The following is a 17,951-nucleotide window of genomic DNA, read 5'->3' as shown; positions in this document are numbered from 1 at the left end:
GCTACGCGCCGGTGGCGCCCTTGAGGGCGCTGCCGGCCAGCCACTGGGTCCAGCTCAGGTTCCAGTCGCCGTAGCCGTTGCCGGCGGCGACGGTGTCCTTGGAGTGGATCACCTTGACCACGTCGCCGGGGATCACCTCGTTGTAGAAGCTCTTCGCGGTGCCGTCGTCGGCGAGGCCGACACAGCCGTGGGTGACGTTCTCCTTGCCCCCGTAGGTGTCGGCCCTGGGGTTCTGGTGGACGTAGGTCCCGGACGTGGTGATGTGCACCGCCCAGTAGTAGTAGCCCAGATAGGCGTCGCCGAGGCCGACGGTGCGCGAGTCCATCAGCACCTTCTGCGCCTTGTCGAGCACGACCATGACGCCGTTCCAGGTGTCCAGACCGGGCTGGCCCGCGGTGATGGGGATGCGGGTGGTCCTCCCGGCGTTCACCACGGTCATCTGGTGGGTGCGCACGTCCACGGTGGCTATCAGCGAGCGGCCGACGGTGAAGTGCCGCACCGTCTGCGAACCCAGATGCACCGTCACCTCGGTGCCGGGCTTCCAGTAGCTCTGCGGGCGGAAGTCCACCCGCTCGCCGTCCAGCAGGTTGCGGTCCTTGATCCAGCTCCAGGCCCCGGTCACGCCGCCAGCCTGGACCGTCAGCCACTGCTCCACCGCGGCCCGCTGCGAGGTCGGGACCGGGTGCGCGAAGGTGACCGAGACGGGCATGCCGACACCGACGGTCTGGCCCTCGCCGACATTGATCTGCGCGTCCGCCAGCACGGCGGGCTCGGGCACGGTGGGTCCGGTGGGGGAGGGCGAGGCCGAGGGCGTGCTCGGGGCGGCCGAGGGTGAGGCGCTCGCAGCGGGCGCGCTGCTCGCCGAGCTGCCGGCGCCGGCCTGCGGAGCCCCGCCCAGCCCGGCGGCGGCGTTCGAACCGCCTCCTGCTCCGCCCCCCGCCGAACAGCCGGCCAGCGCCAGCGCGACGAGGGTCGCCGCCCCCGAGCCGATCAGGCCGTTTCTCCGACGGACGGTGCTGCGCTGCGCGTTCATGGTCCCCCCACAAGCGTTTCCGAGTTCTCGAATAGCCTCACGCAACCCCGTTCGAGTTGGTTGCACCCGTACCGGCCGGAAAAACTGATGGCAGCCGGCGCCGGCGCCCGGTTACGCTGGCCGCCGCATCCGGGAGCAGACACAGCGGGGACAGGAGGTGAGGACGTTGATGGCGATCACGGTGCAGCACATCGTTCCCACTCCTGCGGTCCCCGCCTGACGCCACGTCAACCGGGGCCGCCCTTCGAAGGGTCTCCCTTGTCCGACGCTGTCATCAGCACACCTTCCGACACCGCGCATCCGCTCGCCCGCTACGGCTGGGACGAGTTGTGCGCCGAACAGTTCCGTGGGCACGCCGAGGCGGGCCTGCTGCCCGGACGGGTCGTCCGGGTCGACCGCGGCCTGTGCGAGGTCGTGGTCGCGGACGGCGGCGAAGCCGTCCCGCTCCGGGCCGACATCGCGCCGGTGGCGGTGCACGACCCGCTGCACTACGTCTGCACCGGCGACTGGGCGGCCGTCGGCCCCGCCGCGTCCGGCCCGGCCGTCCGCGCGCTGCTGCCGCGGCGCACCTCGGTGGTGCGGTCCACCTCCTCCAAGCGGTCCGAGGGGCAGGTGCTGGCGGCCAATGTGGACACCGTGGTCATCGCCGTCTCGCTGTCCGTCGAGCCCGACCTCGGCCGGGTCGAGCGCTTCCTGGCCCTGGCCTGGGAGAGCGGGGCACAGCCGCTGGTGGTGCTCACCAAGGCGGACGCGGCCCCCGACGGCGACCACATCAGGGCCGACGTCGAACGGGTCAGCCCCGGCGTCGGCGTCCTCGTGGTCAGCGCCCTGACCGGGCAGGGGATGCCGGAACTCGCCGGCCGCCTGCCCGGCACCAGCGCCCTGGTCGGACTGTCCGGCGCGGGCAAGTCCACCCTGGCCAACTCGCTGACCGGGCGCGCCGGTTCGACCGCCGGAGCGGTCCGCCCGGTCGGCGGCTCCGGCAAGGGCCGGCACACCACCACCGCCCGGGAACTGCTGCCGCTGCCCGGCGGGGGTGTCCTGATCGACACCCCCGGGCTGCGCGGAGTCGGCATGTTCGACGCCGCGCAGGGGCTGCAGCAGGCCTTCGCCGAGATCGAGGCGTTGGCGCGGGACTGCCGCTTCGGCGACTGCGGCCATGTCGCCGAGCCCGGCTGCGGGGTGCTGGCGGCCCTGCGGGACGGCCGGCTGGACGAGCGGCGGCTGGACAGCTACCGCAAGCTGCGCCGGGAGAACGAGCGGATCGCGGCGCGGACCGACGCCCGGCTGCGCGCCGAGCAGTTGAGGCGCTGGAAGGCCGCCGACCGGGAGCGGGGTGCGGCGCTGCGGGCGAAGGGAAGGCGCTGACTCAGTCGTCCGACGGCCCGCCGTCCGGGGGCCTGCGCCGCCCGCTCCGGTCCCTGGAGCGGCCGCGGGGCAGGCCCTGCCCGTCGTTCCACAGCGTGAAGCCGATCGCGGCGACCGCCAGCAGGGCGATCACGATGCCGACCAGCACCACGCCGACCATGGTGACCTCCCGGAATCCGCCTACCTGTGTGGTGCCCGGTCGGTCCGGCTCCCACACCGGCGGCGACCGGGATCACCCGGTGACAATCCTGTTGCCCGACCGTCGAACTGACGGGTCCTTGGGTCGGCGGGTACGGGGTAGGAGGTGGTCGAGGGCGTCGGAGCGACGCCCCCGGAACCCCTGGCAGAGGAGACAACCATGAGGTCCCTGCGTGGAGACGCGACGGAGACCGAGCGGCCCGTCGTCGAGGAGCGGCGGTACGCCCGGCGCCGCGTCCCCTGGTACATCAGCATCCCGATCACCTTCGTGGTGATCGTCGCGCTCTTCCTCGCCGCCGGGAAGTTCAACTGGCTTCCCTCGCTGCCCAACCCGTTCGGCACCACCACCGTCGACCGCAGCCAGCCGGCGGTGCTCCAGTCGATCGAGAACATGAGCCACTACGAGGCGGCGGACGGCAACTTCCAGCTGGTCGTCGACATCGACAAGGAGGCCAAGTTCCTGCCCTCGGCGCTGCTCGGCAAGCGCACCCTCTACGTCGCGGCCGGCACCGTCGGCTCCTACGTGGACATGGGCAAGGCCGGGGTGACGGTGAGCAAGGACCGCAGGAGCGCGACCATCGTGCTGCCGCACGCCGCGCTGGACAAGACCGCGCTGGACCCGAAGAACTCCTACACCTACGCGGAGCAGCGGGGGCTGTTCAACCGGATCGGCGACTTCTTCTCCAGCAACCCCAACAACCAGCAGCAGCTGGACGTCCTGGCCGCACAGAAGATCGAGGCCGCGGCCGCCGCCAGCGGGCTGACCACCCGCGCGGAGCAGAACACCAGCGCCATGCTCAAGGGACTGCTGGGCTCGCTCGGCTTCACGTCGGTGACGGTCACCTACAAGTGAGCTGAGGCACACGCCAAGGGCACCAGGTCATCAGGGCCTCAGGGCATCAGGGCATCAGGGGAGGTCCGCCGGACGGCGGGCCTCCCTCCCGTTTTCCTGGGAGTATTCCGTCAAATTCTGCGCTCATCCGTTCCTAAGAATTCATTAGGAAAGTTACGTGAGTGTTGCAGCCATGGAGCAGACGCAGCGCAGCAGGGCAGTGGGACGGGCGGTCCGTCGAAGGTCGGAATTCCTCATCGAGGCCTTCCGGCCGCCGGGCGTCAAGCCCAGGCGCAGGGTCCATCTGCCCGACCGGGTGCCCAGTACCCGGCTGGTCGACTCCCCGGTCTTTGTGATCTCCACCCAGCGCTCCGGATCCACCCTGCTGCGGGTGCTCCTCAACAGCCACTCGCGCATCCGCGCCCCGCACGAGCTGCACCTGGACTCGCTCCGGGTCGACCTGGGCGCCGACTACGTCGACGGGATCATGGACGAGCTGGGCCTGGCCCGGCAGACGCTGGAGCACCTGCTCTGGGACCGGGTGCTGGACCACGAGCTGCAGCGCAGCGGCAAGGGCGTCATCGTCGACAAGACCCCGTCCAACGCGCTGATCTGGCGCCGCATCTCCACGGCCTGGCCGAACGCCCGCTACCTCTTCCTGCTCCGGCACCCCGGTTCGGTGGTGGAGTCGATGCTGGCCAGGCACAACGACTTCACCCGCGAGCGGGCGATCGGCGACGTGGCGACCCAGATCGCCGCCGTGGACGAGGCGCGCCGATGTCTCGACGGCCTGACCCTCACCTATGAGGAACTCACCGCCGAGCCCGAGCGCGAGACCCGCCGCATCTGCGACTACCTGGGCGTCGACTGGGAGCCGCAGATGCTCGACTACGGCAAGCAGGAGCACGGCCCCTTCAAGCCCTATTTCGGCGACTGGAGCGAGAACATCGCCTCCGGCCGGGTCCAGCAGGCCAGGCCGCTACCGTCGGCGGCCGAGGTCCCCGCGGTGCTCCGCGGCATCACCCGGACCTGGGGCTACCCCGGCTGAGCGGTTGGGCCTGCGGTCGGTCAGCAGGCGCAGGCGATGCCCGAGCGGGGGGCGGTGAGGTCGTCGACCGGGCGCTGCTCGCCGCCTTGGGCGGTGTCGAAGGCGAAACCCTCGCGGACCCAGTACTCGAAGCCGCCGAGCATCTCCTTGACCGGGTGGCCGAGCCGGGCGAAGGCGAGGGCGGCCCGGGTGGCGCCGTTGCAGCCCGGGCCCCAGCAGTAGGTCACCACGGTGGCGCCCGGGGCGACCAGGGCCGGGGCCAGCTCGGCGATCCGGGCGGTGGGGATGTGGACCGCGCCGGGGATGCGTCCCTGCGCCCAGGCGGCGTCGCTGCGGGTGTCCACCACGACGATCCCGTCCACCCCGGCCTGCAGGTCGGCGTGGACGTCGGAGACGTCGGCCTCGAAGGCGAGCCGCTCGGCGAAGTGCGCGGCGGCGACGGCCGGCTCGGCCGGGGCGACGGAGAGAACGGCGCTGGTGGGGACGGCGCTGGTGGGGACGGCGGTCGTCATGCTGACTCCTCGGGGCGGCGGTATCGCGTCGCACCGATCATGTCGCCGCAGCCGGGGTGCCCACGAGTGGCGTGAACGCCGGTGCTCGTGAAGATTCCGCCAGCGGGCGGGCCGTACGCCCATGTCCGATTCCCGCTAGTCCTTGGCTCCCGGATGCCGCAGACTGGGAGCTGTGATCGACGAGGAGAGCAGCTACCGAGCGGTGAGCAGCCGCGACGCACGCTTCGACGGCGTGTTCTTCACCGCCGTCCGGACCACCGGCATCTACTGCCGCCCCAGCTGTCCGGCGGTGACGCCCAAGCGGCAGAACGTGCACTTCTACCCCAGCGCCGCCGCAGCGCAGGCCGGCGGCTACCGGGCCTGCCGCCGCTGCCGTCCGGACGCGGTTCCCGGCTCGCCGGACTGGAATCTGCGCGCCGACCTGGTCGGCCGCGCCATGCGCATGATCGGCGACGGGGTGGTCGACCGCGAGGGCGTCTCCGGCCTGGCCGCGCGCCTCGGCTACAGCGAGCGGCACCTGACCCGCGAACTGGTCGCCGAACTGGGCGCGGGACCGCTGGCGCTGGCCCGCTCCCAACGCGCCCACACGGCGCGGCTGCTGCTGCAGACCACCGACGTCAGCGCCACCGACACGGCCTTCGCTGCCGGGTTCGCCAGCGTCCGCCAGTTCAACGACACCATGCGCGAGGTGTACGGGCTCACGCCGACCGAGCTGCGGCACAAGGCCGCCCGCTCGTCCCAGCCGGCCCAGGTGCCGGGGACGATCCCGCTGCGGCTGGCCCACCGGCAGCCGCTGGACGCCGCGCACCTCTTCGACTTCCTGGCGGTCCGTGCGGTGCCCGGCGTCGAGGAGGTCACCGCGGCGGGCGGCAGGGGCGCGGTGCGCACCTACCGCCGCACGCTGGCACTGCCGGGCGGCCCCGGCGTCGCCGAGGTCGACCAGCCGCGCAGGTCGCAGGGCTGGCTGGACTGCCGGCTGCGGCTGACCTCGCTGCGCGACCTCACCACCGCGGTCCAGCGGATCCGGGCCCTGTTCGACCTGGACGCCGACCCCGACGCGGTCGACCGGGTGCTGGGCGCGGACCCGTGGCTGGCCCCGCTGGTCGCGGCCCGTCCCGGGCTGCGGTCGCCCGGCCACGTGGACCCGCAGGAGCTCGCCGTCCGCGCGGTGCTCGGCCAGCAGGTCACGGTCGCGGCGGCGCGGACGCTGGCCGCGCGGCTCGCCGAGCGCTACGGCCGCCGGCTGGCCGCCGCCGACGGGGGCCTGACCTCGCTGTTCCCGTCGGCCGCGGCCCTCGCCGAGGCCGACTCGGCGGACCTGGCGATGCCGGCCGCGAGGCAGCGGGCGCTGCGGGGGCTGTGCGCGGCGCTGGCCTCCGGCGAGCTGGACCTCAGCCCGGGCGTGGACCGGGAGCAGACCTCGGCGGCGCTGCTGGCGCTGCCCGGGATCGGCCCGTGGACCGTCTCCTACGTCCGGATGCGGGCCCTCGGCGACCCGGACGCCCATCTCCCGACCGACATCGGCGTCCGGCACGGGCTGGCCGCGGCCGGCGCCGCCGAGGCGGTCGACGCCTCGGGGTGGCGGCCCTGGCGCTCCTACGCGGTGCACCACCTGTGGGTGGCCGCCACCGAAGCAGGCAAAGAGAAGCAGAAGCAGAAGCAGAAGCAGGACTGACGAGGGAGCATCTGATGACCAGTTACTCGACCATGGACTCACCGCTGGGCGTGCTGCTGCTGGTGGCGGACGGGCAGGGGCGACTCTCGCATGTGCTCGCGCCCAACACGAAGGGCCAGGTGAGCAGCCCCGACCCGGACTGGATCGAGGACCCGGCGCCGTTCACCGAGGCCGTCGCCCAGCTCACTGCGTACTTCGAGGGCGAGCTCAAGGAGTTCGACCTGCCGCTGGCCCCGGTCGGCAGTGAGTTCCGGCAGCGGGTGTGGGACGCCCTGGACACCATCCCCTACGGCGCCACCGTCACCTACGGCGAACTCACCTCGGCGGCGGGCCGACCGGCCACGTCGGTACGGGCGGTCGCGGGCGCGGTGGGGGCCAACCCGCTGCTCATCGTCCGCCCCTGCCACCGCGTCCTCGGCGCCAACGACGCGCTCACCGGCTTCGCCGCAGGCCTTGATGCCAAGAAGCTCCTCCTGGGCCTGGAGTCCAGGGACCAGTCACTTTTCAACTGACCGTCACCACAACAGGGGCGCGGGGCTCTGCTCGATGAAAAGCAGGCGCTGCCAACCATGCACCTCCGTAGAGGGCTGGTCGCGCAGTTCCCCGCGCCCCTTAGGCTGTGGGTGGTTCCTCGCCGAGGGCGATGGCGAGGTGTTCCAGGCCGCCGAGGGCGCCCATCACCGCGGCGCTGTCCTCCGCCGAGATCAACGACAACGCCGCGGCCATCCGCCGCTCGTGCGCCTGCTGCCAGTCGGCCAGCTGGCGGTACCCCGCCTCGGTCACCGCGATCCTCGCGGTCCTGCGGTCGCCCGGGTCGGCCTGCCGGTCCACGAAACCGGACTCCAGCAGCTTCCCGATGAGCCCGCTGACGGTGTTCGGCGCCAGCCGCTGACGCGCCGCCAACTCGCCGACCCGCAGGGGCCCCGTGGCCAGCGTCTGCAGCAGTTCGACCTGCGCCATCGGCAGCGACTCCCACGGGTAGTCCGTACGGATGCTGCTGCGCAGGGCGCGACGCAGTCGGGTCACCACGTCGGTGAGTCGCTGCACCTGCGCGGGATCGACGGTGTGGGGAGCTGCGGCGGTCGCCGCGGTCGCTGAGCGGGGGGCAGGATCGGACATGGAGCACAGACTAGTGCGGCGCGCTGTCAGCGCTGCTAGCGGGACACCCAGCCGCGCTCGTACGCGTGCCAGCCGAGCTGCATCCTGGTGGTGACCTCGGCGAGGTCCATCAGCCGCTTGACCCTCCGCTGCACCGTGCGCAGACCCAGGTCGAGCTGCTTGGCGACGCTCACATCGGTCATCCCCACCAGCAGCAGCGAGAGGATCTGCAGGTCCACGTCCTCCGGTTGCTCGCCGGCGTCCCGCACCAGCGCACGCTTCCCCGAGGCCTCGGACACCCGCAGCGGCAGGGCGGACTCCCAGACCGAGTCGAACAGCCCGGTCAGGGCCTCCAGCATGCCGCCCGCGCGCACGATCAGCGCGGAGGGTTCGCCTGGGGCGTTCAGCGGGCGCAGCGGCAGCATCGCCAGCGAGCGGTCCGCCATGATCAGCTTGGTGGGCACCCGGTCGGCGACCCGGATCTCCTCGTCCCGGTCCAGGGCGGTGAACAGGGCGACGGCGTTGCCGGGGTCGTCCAGTGCGGCGCGCTCCAGGACCACCCGGTAGTCGACGCCGCGGGCCACGGCGATGGGCTCGGCCCCGTTCTCGTCGCCGCTGACGGCGATCGGCGAACTCGTCACCAGGGCCAGTACCTCGTGCTCCGCGCCCAGCTGCAGCTGCTCGAAGCGGTGGCGCACCGCGGCGGCCCCGGTGACCACCTCGATGAGGTCGCCCAGCGAGAGGCCGACGGCGTTGCGGCGGTACTCCTGCGCCAGGATCTCCACCGACCGCTCGGCCTGGGTGAGTTCGTGCCTGCGCTGGGACAGGAGCGCTCCCAGCGCCACCGCGGGCGGCGCGGCCACGTACCGGCCGGGCTCCAGCGAGGACTGCGCGACCAGGCCCAGCTCCTCCAGGACGTCGAGGGAGCCGGCCACCAGGTCGCCGTGGTGCAGGCCGAGCTTGCCGGAGAGCTCGTCGACCGAGGCGGAGCCCAGCCCGACCAGCAGCCGGTAGACCTCCTCGCTCACGTCGTCCAGTCCGACGAAGCCCAGCACCTGACCCGCCTCGCTTTCGCGCCGCCGTCCCGCCCGGGAAGCTGGAGTAATAGGAGTAGTTGAAGGTCATCATGCCTGGCCAGGAGCTTTCCGGGTAGTCGGGACCCTGTGGAGGAAGTGTGGTTGCGCGCCACGGGGTGATCCGATTCGCCCGTTCCGCCCGGTGAGCGGGGTCGGGACGTGGACAATGGCGTCCGTCCGGGGTGCGGAATTGTCGCTGAGGAGACGAATCGATGAGCAGCCAGGGTGGACCCGCGTCGGGTGGGGCGGACGGTTCCTGGTGGGACGCCGTGTACGAGGGGCCGGGGGACGAGGTCCCCGACGCACCGCGGGCCGAGGCCGGGCCCGGGTCGGTGGACGACTGGTTCGACTCGGCCAGCGGCATGCTGAGCGGTGCGGTGCCGTCGCCCCCGGTGCCGCCGTCGCCCCCGGCGTCGCGGAGCGAGGAGGGCGCTGCCCCGGGCGGTCCGCCCACCCTGGTCGACGGTCCGCCGAGGGACGCCGAGCCCCCGAGGGACGCCGAACCGCCGCTGCCGCCGCTGCCGGTGCGTCCGCCCCGGATACCGGCGCTGAAGCCCGACCCCAGGGCCGTCCCCGCGCAGCGGGCCTCGGAGGAATCTGACGACCTGTTCGATCCCTACGACCCCTACGACCCCTACGACGACATCCCGGACATCCCGGTCCCCCCGCTGCCGAGCACCGCACCGAGCACCCCCACGGCACCGAGTAACCCCTCAGCACCGAGCACCCCCTCAGCACCGGTGACCCCCGCGCCGCCCGCCGTACCGGCCGCGCCGAAGGTCGCGGCGCCGCGGATCCCGGTGCCCCCGGCCCGGCCGCTGCCGGGCGCGCGTCCGACGGAGCGTTCCTCCGGTGAGGAGCCGGAGCCCGCGGCGCTTCCGGCGGCCGACCCCGACCTGCTGGTCGGGATGGTCCCGGACACCGCCCTGGACGGGGCCCGCTACGGAACCATGACCCTGCTCGCTGCCTCGGTCCGTGGTGACCGGGCCCGGCGCCGCGGCGAGGTCCGCGGCGACCGGCTGCTGACGCTGCGCTTCGGTGAGGGCAGTGAGGCGCTGTTGCTGGTGGTCATGGCGACCCCGCCCCCCGAGGAGAGCCCCTCGCTCGCCGACGACGCCTGCCGCCAGCTCGCCGCCTCGGTCGGCCGCAGCCGCGGCGAACTGCTGGCCGATCTCCGGGTGGGCGCGCAGGAGCGGCTGCGGTACGGGCTGCAGCGGCTCACCGCCCGGGCCGCGGTCCGGCTGCAGCGGGTGCCGCAGTCGGGCTCGTCCACCGAACTCAGCGGCACCGGCGGATCGTTGCACGCGCTGCTGGCCCCGCTGGACCCGACCAGCAGGCTGCGGGCGGGTTTCGGCCTCGGCCCCGGCGGCCTGCTGCTGCTCGGCGACGACGCCTGGTACGACGCCTACGCCGGACGCCGGCTGGTCGGCTCGCAGCAGCCGGCCGGGGCCGGCGCAGAGAAGCCCTCGGGGGCGCCGCGCAGCCCGGACCGTTTCCGCTTCCGGGTGGTGGTGCCGGAGCCCGGCGATGTGCTGCTGCTCTGCAGCGAGGGCCTGGACCGGCCGCTGCGCGAGGAGCCTGCGGTGTCCGACTTCCTCGCCGACCACTGGGCGCACCCGCATCCGCCGGGCCAGGTCGACTTCCTGCGGCAGATCCAGGTGCGCGCCGAGGGCTACACGGCGGACCGCACCGCGGCGGCGATCTGGGAGGACTGACCCGGCGGGCCGGGGGCGGGCGCGGTCAGTCCTCGGCCCGCCCGGGTACGGCGTCGGCGGGCACGGCGTCGGCCGGCACCGCGTCCGCGGGCTCGACGGCGACGGGCTCGACCGGGACGGGCTCGGCCGCGGGCTTGGCGAATTCCACGGCCGGAGCGGGAGGCACCGGAGCGGTCCCGTAGACCGGGGCCTGCATCGCCGCTGCCATCGAGTAGGGGTGTCCCGTCCCCGGTCCCTGCATGATCCGCACCTGCTGACGGCTGGTCACCCGACGCACCATCAGGATGCCGAGCACGGCGGCCGCGATCCGCAGCGCCCCGATCACGAACGCCCAGACGAACCATGCGGTGGAGACCGGGACGCTGATGTCGTCGCCCAGTTCGTTGCTGTGCCGCATCAGCATGGCCAGCGGGGCGTAGGGCAGTGCGAAGACCAGCTGGCTCAGGGCGAAGGTCAGCCACCAGAAGGTCACCAGCAGGGTGCGCGGCCGGCGCACCGGCTGCTCGGCCAGCGGCTCGGAGGCCCGCCAGATGTCCCCGGCCACCAGCCGGGGGAGCACCAGGTAGGCGAGCGGGACGAACCAGCCGCCGATCGCCCAGCCGGGGCGCAGCCGCTGCCGGCCCGGGGCCAGCACCGCGGAGAGCCTGGCGGACCTGAAGAACCAGATGATGAAGGTGACGGCGGTGCCGAGGACCAGCAGCAGTTCCAGCACCAGGAGCAGTGCGGCCCCGCCGTCGGTGGCGGTGGCCGCGTCCAGGTGGCTGCCGGAGCCGTCGGTGGCTATCGAGTGCGACAGCGCGAGGCCGTAGCCGTCCAGGCCGACGAAGAGCAGCGACACCAGCAGGCCGACGGCGAACAGGATCTGTACGGCCAGTGCCAGCCCGGTCGGCGCCGTGGGCACGGTGTAGGCGACCGGGTAGTAGGCCGAGGGCGGCTGGGCGCCGCCCCAGCCGCAGGCGGAGCACCGTCCGTAGGGGTCGAGATACGGGGACGAACAGGACGGACAGGGCAAGGTGACTCCACCTGGGAAAGGCCCGCTCATCGGCGGCGGGGCGGCTGATGCTACCGAGCGGCCGGGTGGCCGTCCATCGGCCCGCCCGGCCCGCTGCGGCGGCGTCACCGCAGGTGGAGCGAGTCGTCCAGGTATTCGCCGATGTGCGCCAGCGCCGCCTCCCGGCCGGCCCCGGGCACTCCGGTGACCACGGGCGTGCCGAAGCCGTCCAGCAGGGCGCCGAGCCGTACCGCGAAGCGCTCCGGATCGACGGCCCGGAACTCGCCGGCGGCGATGCCCTGGCGCAGCAGTGCCACCAGGTCCGTCCGCCAGGCGGCCTCGATCACGGCCTGCCCGGTGCGCATCGCCTCGACGGCGAGCGAGCGGCCCCAGACCTCCACCCACAGGGCCCAGCGCGGGTCGCCGATGCCGGTCGGCAGGTAGAGGGCGACGTAGTCGTCCAGCCGCCGGGCCGCCGGTGCGTCCGAGCGGAGCGCGGTGCGGCGGCGCTCGCCCAGTTCGGACTCGCTCCAGCCCAGGGTCTCCAGCAGCAGTTGGTCCTTGCTGCCGAAGTAGTAGAGGAGGTGTCCCGCGCTCATGCCCAGGCGCCGTCCGAGTCCGGCCATGGTCAGCGCGGCCAGCCCCTGCCCGGCGATGGCGTCCATCGCCGCGGCGAACACCTCCTCGCGCGGCGGCGCGGGGCGTCGGCCCTGCTCCCGGTCTGGCACGCCGGTCCCTCCGATGGCGTTGGAATGTCGTTCTAACCCAGTAAAGCAGCCGGACCGGAGCCGGACCGGCGCGCCCGTTCGAAATCATTCCGGCTCCGGGCGCATGGGATCGACCTGCCCGGGTACACGACCGCCCGAAGTCAGTCCTGATCAGTGAGCGATCGACCGCATGGAAGCCGTTCATGCCGGTCACATCCCAGGGAGGAGCACCATGAACAGCAGTACCAAGGTCATGACGAGGAGCACCGCCGCTGCCCCGCAGCGGTCCGCGGAACCCGTCGCGGACGTGGCACTGCCTGCCTTCGCCGACCCCGCCGCTGTCGTCCACCCCGCCGCTCTCCTCGACCCGTCCGGTGTCAGTCCCACCGACGCCCGGGCCATGTCCAAGGTGATGTTCGCCCGGCTGGCGACGCTGGAGGAGGGCACGCACGAGTACCAGTACGTGCGCAACACCCTGGTGGAGCTGAACATGGCGCTGGTCCACTTCGCCGCCGCGCGGTTCCGCACCCGCAGCGAGCCGATGGAGGACATCGTCCAGGTCGGCACGATCGGCCTGATCAAGGCCATCGACCGGTTCGACCCGGCCCGCGGGGTCGAGTTCCCCACCTTCGCCCTGCCGACCGTGCTCGGCGAGATCAAGCGCTTCTTCCGGGACACCAGCTGGGCCGTGCACGTGCCGCGCCGGCTGCAGGAGCTCCGGCTCGCCCTGGCCCGGGCCGGCGACGACCTCGCCCAGGCGCTGGACCGCTCCCCGACCGCGGCCGAGCTGGCCGCGCACCTCGACATCACCGAGGAGGAGGTCTGCGAGGGACTGGTCGCCAGCAACGCCTACTCGGTGAGCTCCCTGGACGCCCAGCCCGGCGAGGACGAGACCGAGGGCTCCTTCGCGGACCGGGTCGGCACCCTCGACCCCGGCTTGGAGGGCATCGAGAACCTGGAGTCGCTCAAGCCGCTGATGGCCGGGCTCAGCGAGCGCGAGCGGATCCTGCTGTCGCTGCGATTCGGAGCCGAACTGACGCAGTCCCAGATCGGCGCGGAGCTGGGCATCTCGCAGATGCACGTCTCCCGGCTGCTGACCCGGGCCCTGGACAAGCTGCGGGCGCACCTGCTCGTCGAGGAGTGACCGTGCCCGAGCTCGGAGCGGACGCGATCCCGCGCTTCGCCGTGCACCTGCGCGAGGTCGGAGCCGTCCCGGTGCTGGCCCTCACCGGCGAGTTGGACCACGACACCGCCCCGGCCCTGCGGGAGCGGCTGGCGGAGGCCCTGGCGCGGGCCGGACGGGCGGGGCGTCGTCCGACCGTGGTGGTGGACTGCTCCGAGCTGGCCTTCTGCGACTCCACCGGGCTCAATGTGCTGCTGGCGGCCCGACTGCAGGCCGACGGTCAGGGCGTGGTCATCCGGCTGGCCGCGCTGCGCGGCCATGTGGTCCGGATGTTCGACATCACCGGCGCCGGGACGGTGTTCAGCATCCATCCCGATCTCGACGACGCGCTGGCGGCCGCGTGATGGGCCAGGACACGGTCAGGCGCACCCCGGTCCTGCCACCCGGCGGCCAGATCCGGCGGCTGGCCCTGACCGGCACCGCGGGGCCGGTCGGACGGGCCCGCGACTTCTCCCGCAAGGCGCTGACCGACTGGGAGTGGCTGCCGGGGCGGACCGAGGAGCAGCAGGCGGTGGCCGAGGACGTGCTGCTGCTGGTCTCGGAACTGGTCACCAACGCCTGCCTGCACGCCGGCGGGCCGACCGAGCTGGCGCTGCGCTGCACCGGGGAGCGGCTGCGGGTGGAGGTCTCCGACCTCAGCCCGCAACAGCCCCACCCGCGCACCCCGCACCAGGCGGCCCGCCCCGGCGGCCACGGCCTGCACATCGTCACCCGGCTGGCCGAGGTCTGGGGCAGCGCCCCGTCCGAGCGCGGCAAGACGGTCTGGCTGGAGGTCCGGGCGGCCCGCTGAGGTTCAGGCCCGGGGCTGCTGCTGGGTGATGCAGTGGATGCCGCCCCCGTTGGCGAAGATCTCCCGGGCGTCGACCAACTCGACCTTCCGGTCCGGGAAGTGACGGGCGAACAGCTCGGCGGCGGCCTGGTCGCGGGGGTCGTCGAAGGCGCAGAGGACGACGGCGCCGTTGCAGAGGTAGTGGTTGATGTAGGAGTAGTCGACGGGTTCGCCGTCCTCCTCGAAGAGCACGGTGGGGGCCAGGAGTTCGACCACCTCCAGCCGGCGGCCGCGGGCGTCGGTGGAGGCGCGGAGCAGGTCGGCGATCTGCCGGGTCACCTCGTGGTCGGGGTGGGCCGGGTCGGGCTGGCTGTGCACCACGACGGTGCCGGGCTTGAGGAAGGCGGCGACGATGTCGATGTGGCCGCGGGTGCCGAAGCGCTGGTAGTCGCGGGTCAGGCCGCGCGGCACCCAGATCGCCTTGGTGGTGCCCAGGTGGGCGTGGATCTCCGCCTCCACCTGCTCCTTGGTCCAGTCCGCGTTGCGGCCCTCGCCGAGCTGCACGGTCTCGGTGAGCAGGACGGTGCCCTCGCCGTCGACGTGGATGCCGCCGCCCTCGTTGATCAGGCGGGAGGCGAAGCGGCGGACCCCGGCCAGGGCGCTGACCTCCTCGGCGATGTGCTGGTCGTGCTCCCAGCTGGCCCACTCCTGGGCGCCCCAGCCGTTGAAGACCCAGTCGGCGGCGGCCAGGCCGCCCTTGCCGTCGGTGAGGAAGGTGGGGCCGATGTCGCGCATCCAGGCGTCGTCCAGCGGCCGTTCGACGATCTCGACCTCGGCGGAGACGTAGCCGCGGGCGGCCTCGGTCTCGCCGAGGGCGACCACCAGCGTCACCGGCTCGTAGCGGACCACGGTGTTGGCGACGGCGGCCCAGGCCTCCCGGGCGGCGTGCAGGTCGTCACCGGTGAAGGTCTCGTTGGGGGTGGGGAAGGCCATCCAGGTGCGGTCGTGCGGCTGCCACTCGGCGGGCATCGAGTAGCCCAGCTCGGCCGGGGTCTGCGGGTCGGGGATCTGATGGTTCGTCATGGTGCTTGTCCTTAGAGGAAGTAGAGGCGGCTGAGGGAGACCGAGTCGGCCGGTACGGACTGCAGCAGCTCGCCGTCCAGGGAGACCAGCCCGGTGGCCGGGTCGACGTCGACGGTGCCGGTGCGGCCGTTGCGCAGCATGTCGCGCGGGCCGATGCCACGGGTGTTGCGGACCGCGACGCGCCGGCGCCGGGTCGGCATGGCGTCGCCGTTGTCGACGGCCGCCTGGGCGACGAAGGCCACCGAGATGTCGGCGGCGGTCGCCCCGTGCGCCCCGAACTGCGGGCCCAGCACCAGCGGTTCGCAGCGGTCGGTGGAGGCGTTGGGGTCGCCGGTGACCCCGTAGGCGGGGAAGCCGGACTTCAGCACCAGCTGCGGCTTGGCGCCGAAGTGGTCGGCACGCCAGAGCACCAGGTCGGCGAGCTTGCCGACCTCGATGGAGCCGATCTCGTGGGCCAGGCCGTGGGCGATGGCGGGGTTGATGGTGAGCTTGGCGATGTAGCGCAGCACCCGCTCGTTGTCGTCGCCGCCGCTGCTCTCACCGAACGAACCTGCACCGTCCATGGGGCCCAGCTCGTACTTCATCTTCCCGGCCAGGGCGAAGGTCCGGCGCACCGTCTCGCCGGCCCGGCCCATGCCCTGGGCGTCGGAGGAGGTGATGCCGATGACGCCCAGGTCGTGCAGCACGTCCTCGGCGCCCATGGTCCCGGCCCGGATCCGGTCGCGGGCCATCGCGGCGTCGCCGGGCAGGTCGACCTTGAGGTCGTGCGCGGAGACGATCATGCCGAAGTGCTCGCCCAGCGCGTCCCGGCCGAAGGGCAGGGTCGGGTTGGTGGAGGAGCCGATGACGTTGGGGACGCCGGCCATCTTCAGCACGTTGGGGACGTGTCCGCCGCCGCAGCCCTCGATGTGGAAGGCGTGGATGGTCCGGCCCGCCAGCACGGCCAGGGTGTCCTCCACGGACAGGCACTCGTTCAGCCCGTCGGTGTGCAGGGCCACCTGGACGTCGTGCTCCTCGGCGACCCGGAGCGCGGTGTCCAGCGCGCGGGTGTGGGCGCCCATGTCCTCGTGCACCTTGAAGCCGGAGGCGCCGCCCTCGGCCAGGGCCTCGACCAGCGGTGCGCCGTCCGAGGAGGAGCCGCGGGCCAGGAAGCCGATGTTCACCGGCCAGGCGTCGAAGGCGTTGAAGGCGTGCCGCAGCGCCCAGGGCGAGTTGACGCCGACGCCCCAGACCGGGCCGAACTCCTGGCCGATGATCGTGGTGACGCCGGAGGCCAGCGAGGCCTCCATGATCCGCGGCGACAGCAGGTGCACATGGGTGTCGATGGCCCCGGCCGTGGCGATCATGCCCTCGCCGGAGACGATGGTGGTGCCGGTGCCGACCACGACGTCCACCCCGTCCAGGGTGTCCGGGTTCCCGGCCCGGCCGATGGAGCAGATCCGGCCCTCGCGGATGCCGATGCTGGTCTTGCGGATGCCCTGCACGGCGTCGATGACCAGGACGTTGCTGATCACCACGTCGCAGGTGTCGCGGACGGCGGCGGCCTTGAGGTGCAGGCCGTCCCTGGCCGTCTTGCCGAAGCCGGCCAGGAACTCCTCGCCGGGCTGCTGGGAGTCGGACTCGACCCGGACGATCAGACCGGAGTCGCCCAGCCGGACCCGGTCGCCGGTGCGCGGGCCGTGCACGGCGATGTAGTCGGCGGGGGAGATGGTGCTGCTGGGCCCCGGGCGGCCGTGGCAGCCGTGGGCGTCGAAACCGCTGGCGGTCACTGGCCGTCCTCCTGGTACTGGGTCAGATATCCGGTGGCGCGGGCCTTCTCCAGTGCCGCCTCCCTGGCGCCGGGGGCGTCCAGCGGGCCGTCCACCAGGCCGGCGAAGCCGATGGCCACCCGGGCGCCGCCGATCGGCAGCAGTTCCACCTCGACGGTCGCCCCGGCGTCGAAGCGCACCGTGGAGCCGGCCGGTACCGCCAGTCGGGTGCCGTAGGCAGCGGCGCGGTCGAAGGCGAGCCGCGGATTGGCCTCGAAGAAGTGGAAGTGCGAGGTGACGCTGATCGGCACCGGCGAGGTGTTGCGCACCGGCAGCCGTACCGGAGCTTCGGGGGCCTGGTAGCCCTCGCCGGTGCCGGGCAGTGCGGCCCCGGGGGCGTCCGGGCCCAGCGATCCGGCGCCGCGGAACGGGTCGTCGATCACGCAGAGCCTGGTCCCGTCGTCGAAGACCGCCTCCACCTGCAGCGTGGTCACCACGTCCGGAACGCCGGGCAGCACGTCGTCGGCGGTCAGCACGGACCGGCCGGCCTCGACCGCCTCGGCCAGCCGCCGGCCGTCACGGGCGGCCTCGCAGACGGTGTCGGCGATCAGCGCGGTGGCCTCCGGCACATTCAGCCGCACCCCGCGCGCCCGCCGCGCTCGGGCCAGCTCGGCGGCGGTGAAGAGCAGCAGCCGGTCCCGCTCGGTCGGTGTCAGTCGCACAGTGCCTCGTCCCGGTCTTTAGAACGCCGTTCAAACCCTCGCTGGCATTGAACCCCGACCGACTGGTCGATGTCCAGCAAGGAGCCGGGACGCGCCGGACTCCGATTCCGGCATTGCCGCTGATACCTTCATCCGACAGGATGAAGCCCAGATAAACGTGACGTTTTTCCGCAGTCGCCGGCCAGGGGCCGCC

At 73.0% G+C, this 17,951-nt stretch carries 19 protein-coding genes; 9 read left to right on the top strand and 10 right to left on the bottom strand.

The window, feature by feature from the left end:
* Position 1: 1 nt before the first annotated feature.
* Positions 2-1,033, bottom strand: a complete 1,032-nt coding sequence (locus tag ABUW04_RS34130; protein ID WP_380568312.1) for a L,D-transpeptidase — start codon at positions 1,031-1,033, stop codon at positions 2-4.
* Positions 1,034-1,291: 258 nt separating this feature from the next.
* Between ABUW04_RS34130 and rsgA the strand changes: the two genes are divergently transcribed.
* Positions 1,292-2,401 carry a ribosome small subunit-dependent GTPase A gene (rsgA, locus tag ABUW04_RS34125; RefSeq protein ID WP_380568311.1) on the top strand — a complete coding sequence of 370 codons (1,110 nt, stop codon included), beginning with the start codon at positions 1,292-1,294 and terminating at the stop codon, positions 2,399-2,401.
* A gap of 1 nt (position 2,402) precedes the next feature.
* Here rsgA and ABUW04_RS34120 read toward each other — a convergent pair whose 3' ends face one another.
* The gene (locus ABUW04_RS34120; protein ID WP_157623497.1) at positions 2,403-2,561 is read right to left on the bottom strand and encodes a hypothetical protein; all 159 of its coding nucleotides are present in this window, start codon (positions 2,559-2,561) and stop codon (positions 2,403-2,405) included.
* Positions 2,562-2,759: 198 nt separating this feature from the next.
* On the opposite strand from ABUW04_RS34120, the gene ABUW04_RS34115 reads away from it, so the two are divergent.
* Together ABUW04_RS34115 and ABUW04_RS34110 are read left to right on the top strand one after the other, a co-directional pair.
* Complete coding sequence (locus ABUW04_RS34115) at positions 2,760-3,452, top strand: DUF4230 domain-containing protein (protein WP_084713307.1); 693 nt, start codon at positions 2,760-2,762, stop codon at positions 3,450-3,452.
* A 172-nt stretch (positions 3,453-3,624) separates the two neighbouring features.
* Positions 3,625-4,479 (top strand): sulfotransferase family protein, encoded by an 855-nt coding sequence (locus ABUW04_RS34110; protein ID WP_380568310.1) that lies wholly within the window; start codon positions 3,625-3,627, stop codon positions 4,477-4,479.
* Between the two features lie 20 nt (positions 4,480-4,499).
* On the opposite strand, the gene ABUW04_RS34105 is transcribed toward ABUW04_RS34110, so the two are convergent.
* Positions 4,500-4,991: a rhodanese-like domain-containing protein gene (locus ABUW04_RS34105; protein WP_380568309.1), complete on the bottom strand. Its 492-nt coding sequence runs from the start codon at positions 4,989-4,991 to the stop codon at positions 4,500-4,502.
* A 172-nt stretch (positions 4,992-5,163) separates the two neighbouring features.
* Between ABUW04_RS34105 and ABUW04_RS34100 the strand changes: the two genes are divergently transcribed.
* Both ABUW04_RS34100 and ABUW04_RS34095 read left to right on the top strand, forming a co-directional pair.
* Positions 5,164-6,666, top strand: coding sequence for an AlkA N-terminal domain-containing protein (locus ABUW04_RS34100; RefSeq protein ID WP_380568308.1), 1,503 nt, complete (start codon positions 5,164-5,166; stop codon positions 6,664-6,666).
* Between the two features lie 14 nt (positions 6,667-6,680).
* Complete coding sequence (locus ABUW04_RS34095; RefSeq protein WP_380568307.1) at positions 6,681-7,178, top strand: methylated-DNA--[protein]-cysteine S-methyltransferase; 498 nt, start codon at positions 6,681-6,683, stop codon at positions 7,176-7,178.
* Between the two features lie 100 nt (positions 7,179-7,278).
* On the opposite strand, the gene ABUW04_RS34090 is transcribed toward ABUW04_RS34095, so the two are convergent.
* Together ABUW04_RS34090 and ABUW04_RS34085 are read right to left on the bottom strand one after the other, a co-directional pair.
* Positions 7,279-7,785 carry a MarR family winged helix-turn-helix transcriptional regulator gene (locus ABUW04_RS34090; protein ID WP_380568306.1) on the bottom strand — a complete coding sequence of 169 codons (507 nt, stop codon included), beginning with the start codon at positions 7,783-7,785 and terminating at the stop codon, positions 7,279-7,281.
* 35 nt (positions 7,786-7,820) lie between these two features.
* On the bottom strand, positions 7,821-8,819 hold the full coding sequence (locus ABUW04_RS34085) for a hypothetical protein (RefSeq protein ID WP_030248139.1): 999 nt from the start codon (positions 8,817-8,819) through the stop codon (positions 7,821-7,823).
* A 233-nt stretch (positions 8,820-9,052) separates the two neighbouring features.
* Between ABUW04_RS34085 and ABUW04_RS34080 the strand changes: the two genes are divergently transcribed.
* Complete coding sequence (locus ABUW04_RS34080) at positions 9,053-10,555, top strand: hypothetical protein (RefSeq protein WP_380568305.1); 1,503 nt, start codon at positions 9,053-9,055, stop codon at positions 10,553-10,555.
* Positions 10,556-10,580: 25 nt separating this feature from the next.
* Here ABUW04_RS34080 and ABUW04_RS34075 read toward each other — a convergent pair whose 3' ends face one another.
* The gene (locus ABUW04_RS34075; protein WP_380568304.1) at positions 10,581-11,567 is read right to left on the bottom strand and encodes a DUF4328 domain-containing protein; all 987 of its coding nucleotides are present in this window, start codon (positions 11,565-11,567) and stop codon (positions 10,581-10,583) included.
* A gap of 104 nt (positions 11,568-11,671) precedes the next feature.
* On the bottom strand, positions 11,672-12,274 hold the full coding sequence (locus tag ABUW04_RS34070; protein WP_030248133.1) for a TetR/AcrR family transcriptional regulator: 603 nt from the start codon (positions 12,272-12,274) through the stop codon (positions 11,672-11,674).
* Positions 12,275-12,485: 211 nt separating this feature from the next.
* Between ABUW04_RS34070 and ABUW04_RS34065 the strand changes: the two genes are divergently transcribed.
* The 3 genes from ABUW04_RS34065 to ABUW04_RS34055 are packed head-to-tail and all read left to right on the top strand — an operon-like array spanning position 12,486 to position 14,226.
* Complete coding sequence (locus tag ABUW04_RS34065; RefSeq protein ID WP_380568302.1) at positions 12,486-13,397, top strand: RNA polymerase sigma factor SigF; 912 nt, start codon at positions 12,486-12,488, stop codon at positions 13,395-13,397.
* A gap of 2 nt (positions 13,398-13,399) precedes the next feature.
* On the top strand, positions 13,400-13,780 hold the full coding sequence (locus tag ABUW04_RS34060; RefSeq protein WP_380568301.1) for an STAS domain-containing protein: 381 nt from the start codon (positions 13,400-13,402) through the stop codon (positions 13,778-13,780).
* Positions 13,780-14,226 carry an ATP-binding protein gene (locus ABUW04_RS34055; RefSeq protein WP_380568300.1) on the top strand — a complete coding sequence of 149 codons (447 nt, stop codon included), beginning with the start codon at positions 13,780-13,782 and terminating at the stop codon, positions 14,224-14,226. The genes ABUW04_RS34060 and ABUW04_RS34055 overlap by 1 nt, the downstream gene beginning before the upstream one ends.
* A 3-nt stretch (positions 14,227-14,229) precedes the next feature.
* Here the strand turns inward: ABUW04_RS34055 and ABUW04_RS34050 are convergent, their stop codons facing one another.
* The 3 genes from ABUW04_RS34050 to ABUW04_RS34040 are packed head-to-tail and all read right to left on the bottom strand — an operon-like array spanning position 14,230 to position 17,758.
* Positions 14,230-15,288, bottom strand: coding sequence for an agmatine deiminase family protein (locus ABUW04_RS34050; RefSeq protein ID WP_380568299.1), 1,059 nt, complete (start codon positions 15,286-15,288; stop codon positions 14,230-14,232).
* A gap of 11 nt (positions 15,289-15,299) precedes the next feature.
* A complete protein-coding gene (locus ABUW04_RS34045) occupies positions 15,300-16,997 on the bottom strand; it encodes an urease subunit alpha (RefSeq protein WP_030248126.1) in 1,698 nt (565 codons plus the stop codon).
* Positions 16,998-17,053: 56 nt separating this feature from the next.
* Positions 17,054-17,758: an urease subunit gamma gene (locus tag ABUW04_RS34040; protein ID WP_380568298.1), complete on the bottom strand. Its 705-nt coding sequence runs from the start codon at positions 17,756-17,758 to the stop codon at positions 17,054-17,056.
* Between the last annotated feature and the right edge of the window lie 193 nt (positions 17,759-17,951).

The organism is Streptacidiphilus jeojiensis (assembly GCF_042510965.1).
GTDB classification, from domain to species: Bacteria; Actinomycetota; Actinomycetes; order Streptomycetales; family Streptomycetaceae; genus Streptacidiphilus; species Streptacidiphilus jeojiensis.
Note: the sequence above shows the minus strand (reverse complement) of the source record. Positions and strands in the feature narration are given on the sequence as shown.

Excerpts from the sequence above, each read along its gene's own strand:
- ABUW04_RS34130 (WP_380568312.1), bottom strand. The coding sequence starts at position 1,033 with ATGAACGCGCAGCGCAGCACCGTCCGTCGGAGAAACGGCCTGATCGGC.
- ABUW04_RS34120 (WP_157623497.1), bottom strand. The coding sequence starts at position 2,561 with ATGGTCGGCGTGGTGCTGGTCGGCATCGTGATCGCCCTGCTGGCGGTC.
- ABUW04_RS34115 (WP_084713307.1), top strand. The coding sequence starts at position 2,760 with ATGAGGTCCCTGCGTGGAGACGCGACGGAGACCGAGCGGCCCGTCGTC.
- ABUW04_RS34110 (WP_380568310.1), top strand. The coding sequence starts at position 3,625 with ATGGAGCAGACGCAGCGCAGCAGGGCAGTGGGACGGGCGGTCCGTCGA.
- ABUW04_RS34105 (WP_380568309.1), bottom strand. The coding sequence starts at position 4,991 with ATGACGACCGCCGTCCCCACCAGCGCCGTCCCCACCAGCGCCGTTCTC.
- ABUW04_RS34095 (WP_380568307.1), top strand. The coding sequence starts at position 6,681 with ATGACCAGTTACTCGACCATGGACTCACCGCTGGGCGTGCTGCTGCTG.
- ABUW04_RS34090 (WP_380568306.1), bottom strand. The coding sequence starts at position 7,785 with ATGTCCGATCCTGCCCCCCGCTCAGCGACCGCGGCGACCGCCGCAGCT.
- ABUW04_RS34080 (WP_380568305.1), top strand. The coding sequence starts at position 9,053 with ATGAGCAGCCAGGGTGGACCCGCGTCGGGTGGGGCGGACGGTTCCTGG.
- ABUW04_RS34065 (WP_380568302.1), top strand. The coding sequence starts at position 12,486 with ATGAACAGCAGTACCAAGGTCATGACGAGGAGCACCGCCGCTGCCCCG.
- ABUW04_RS34055 (WP_380568300.1), top strand. The coding sequence starts at position 13,780 with ATGGGCCAGGACACGGTCAGGCGCACCCCGGTCCTGCCACCCGGCGGC.
- ABUW04_RS34050 (WP_380568299.1), bottom strand. The coding sequence starts at position 15,288 with ATGACGAACCATCAGATCCCCGACCCGCAGACCCCGGCCGAGCTGGGC.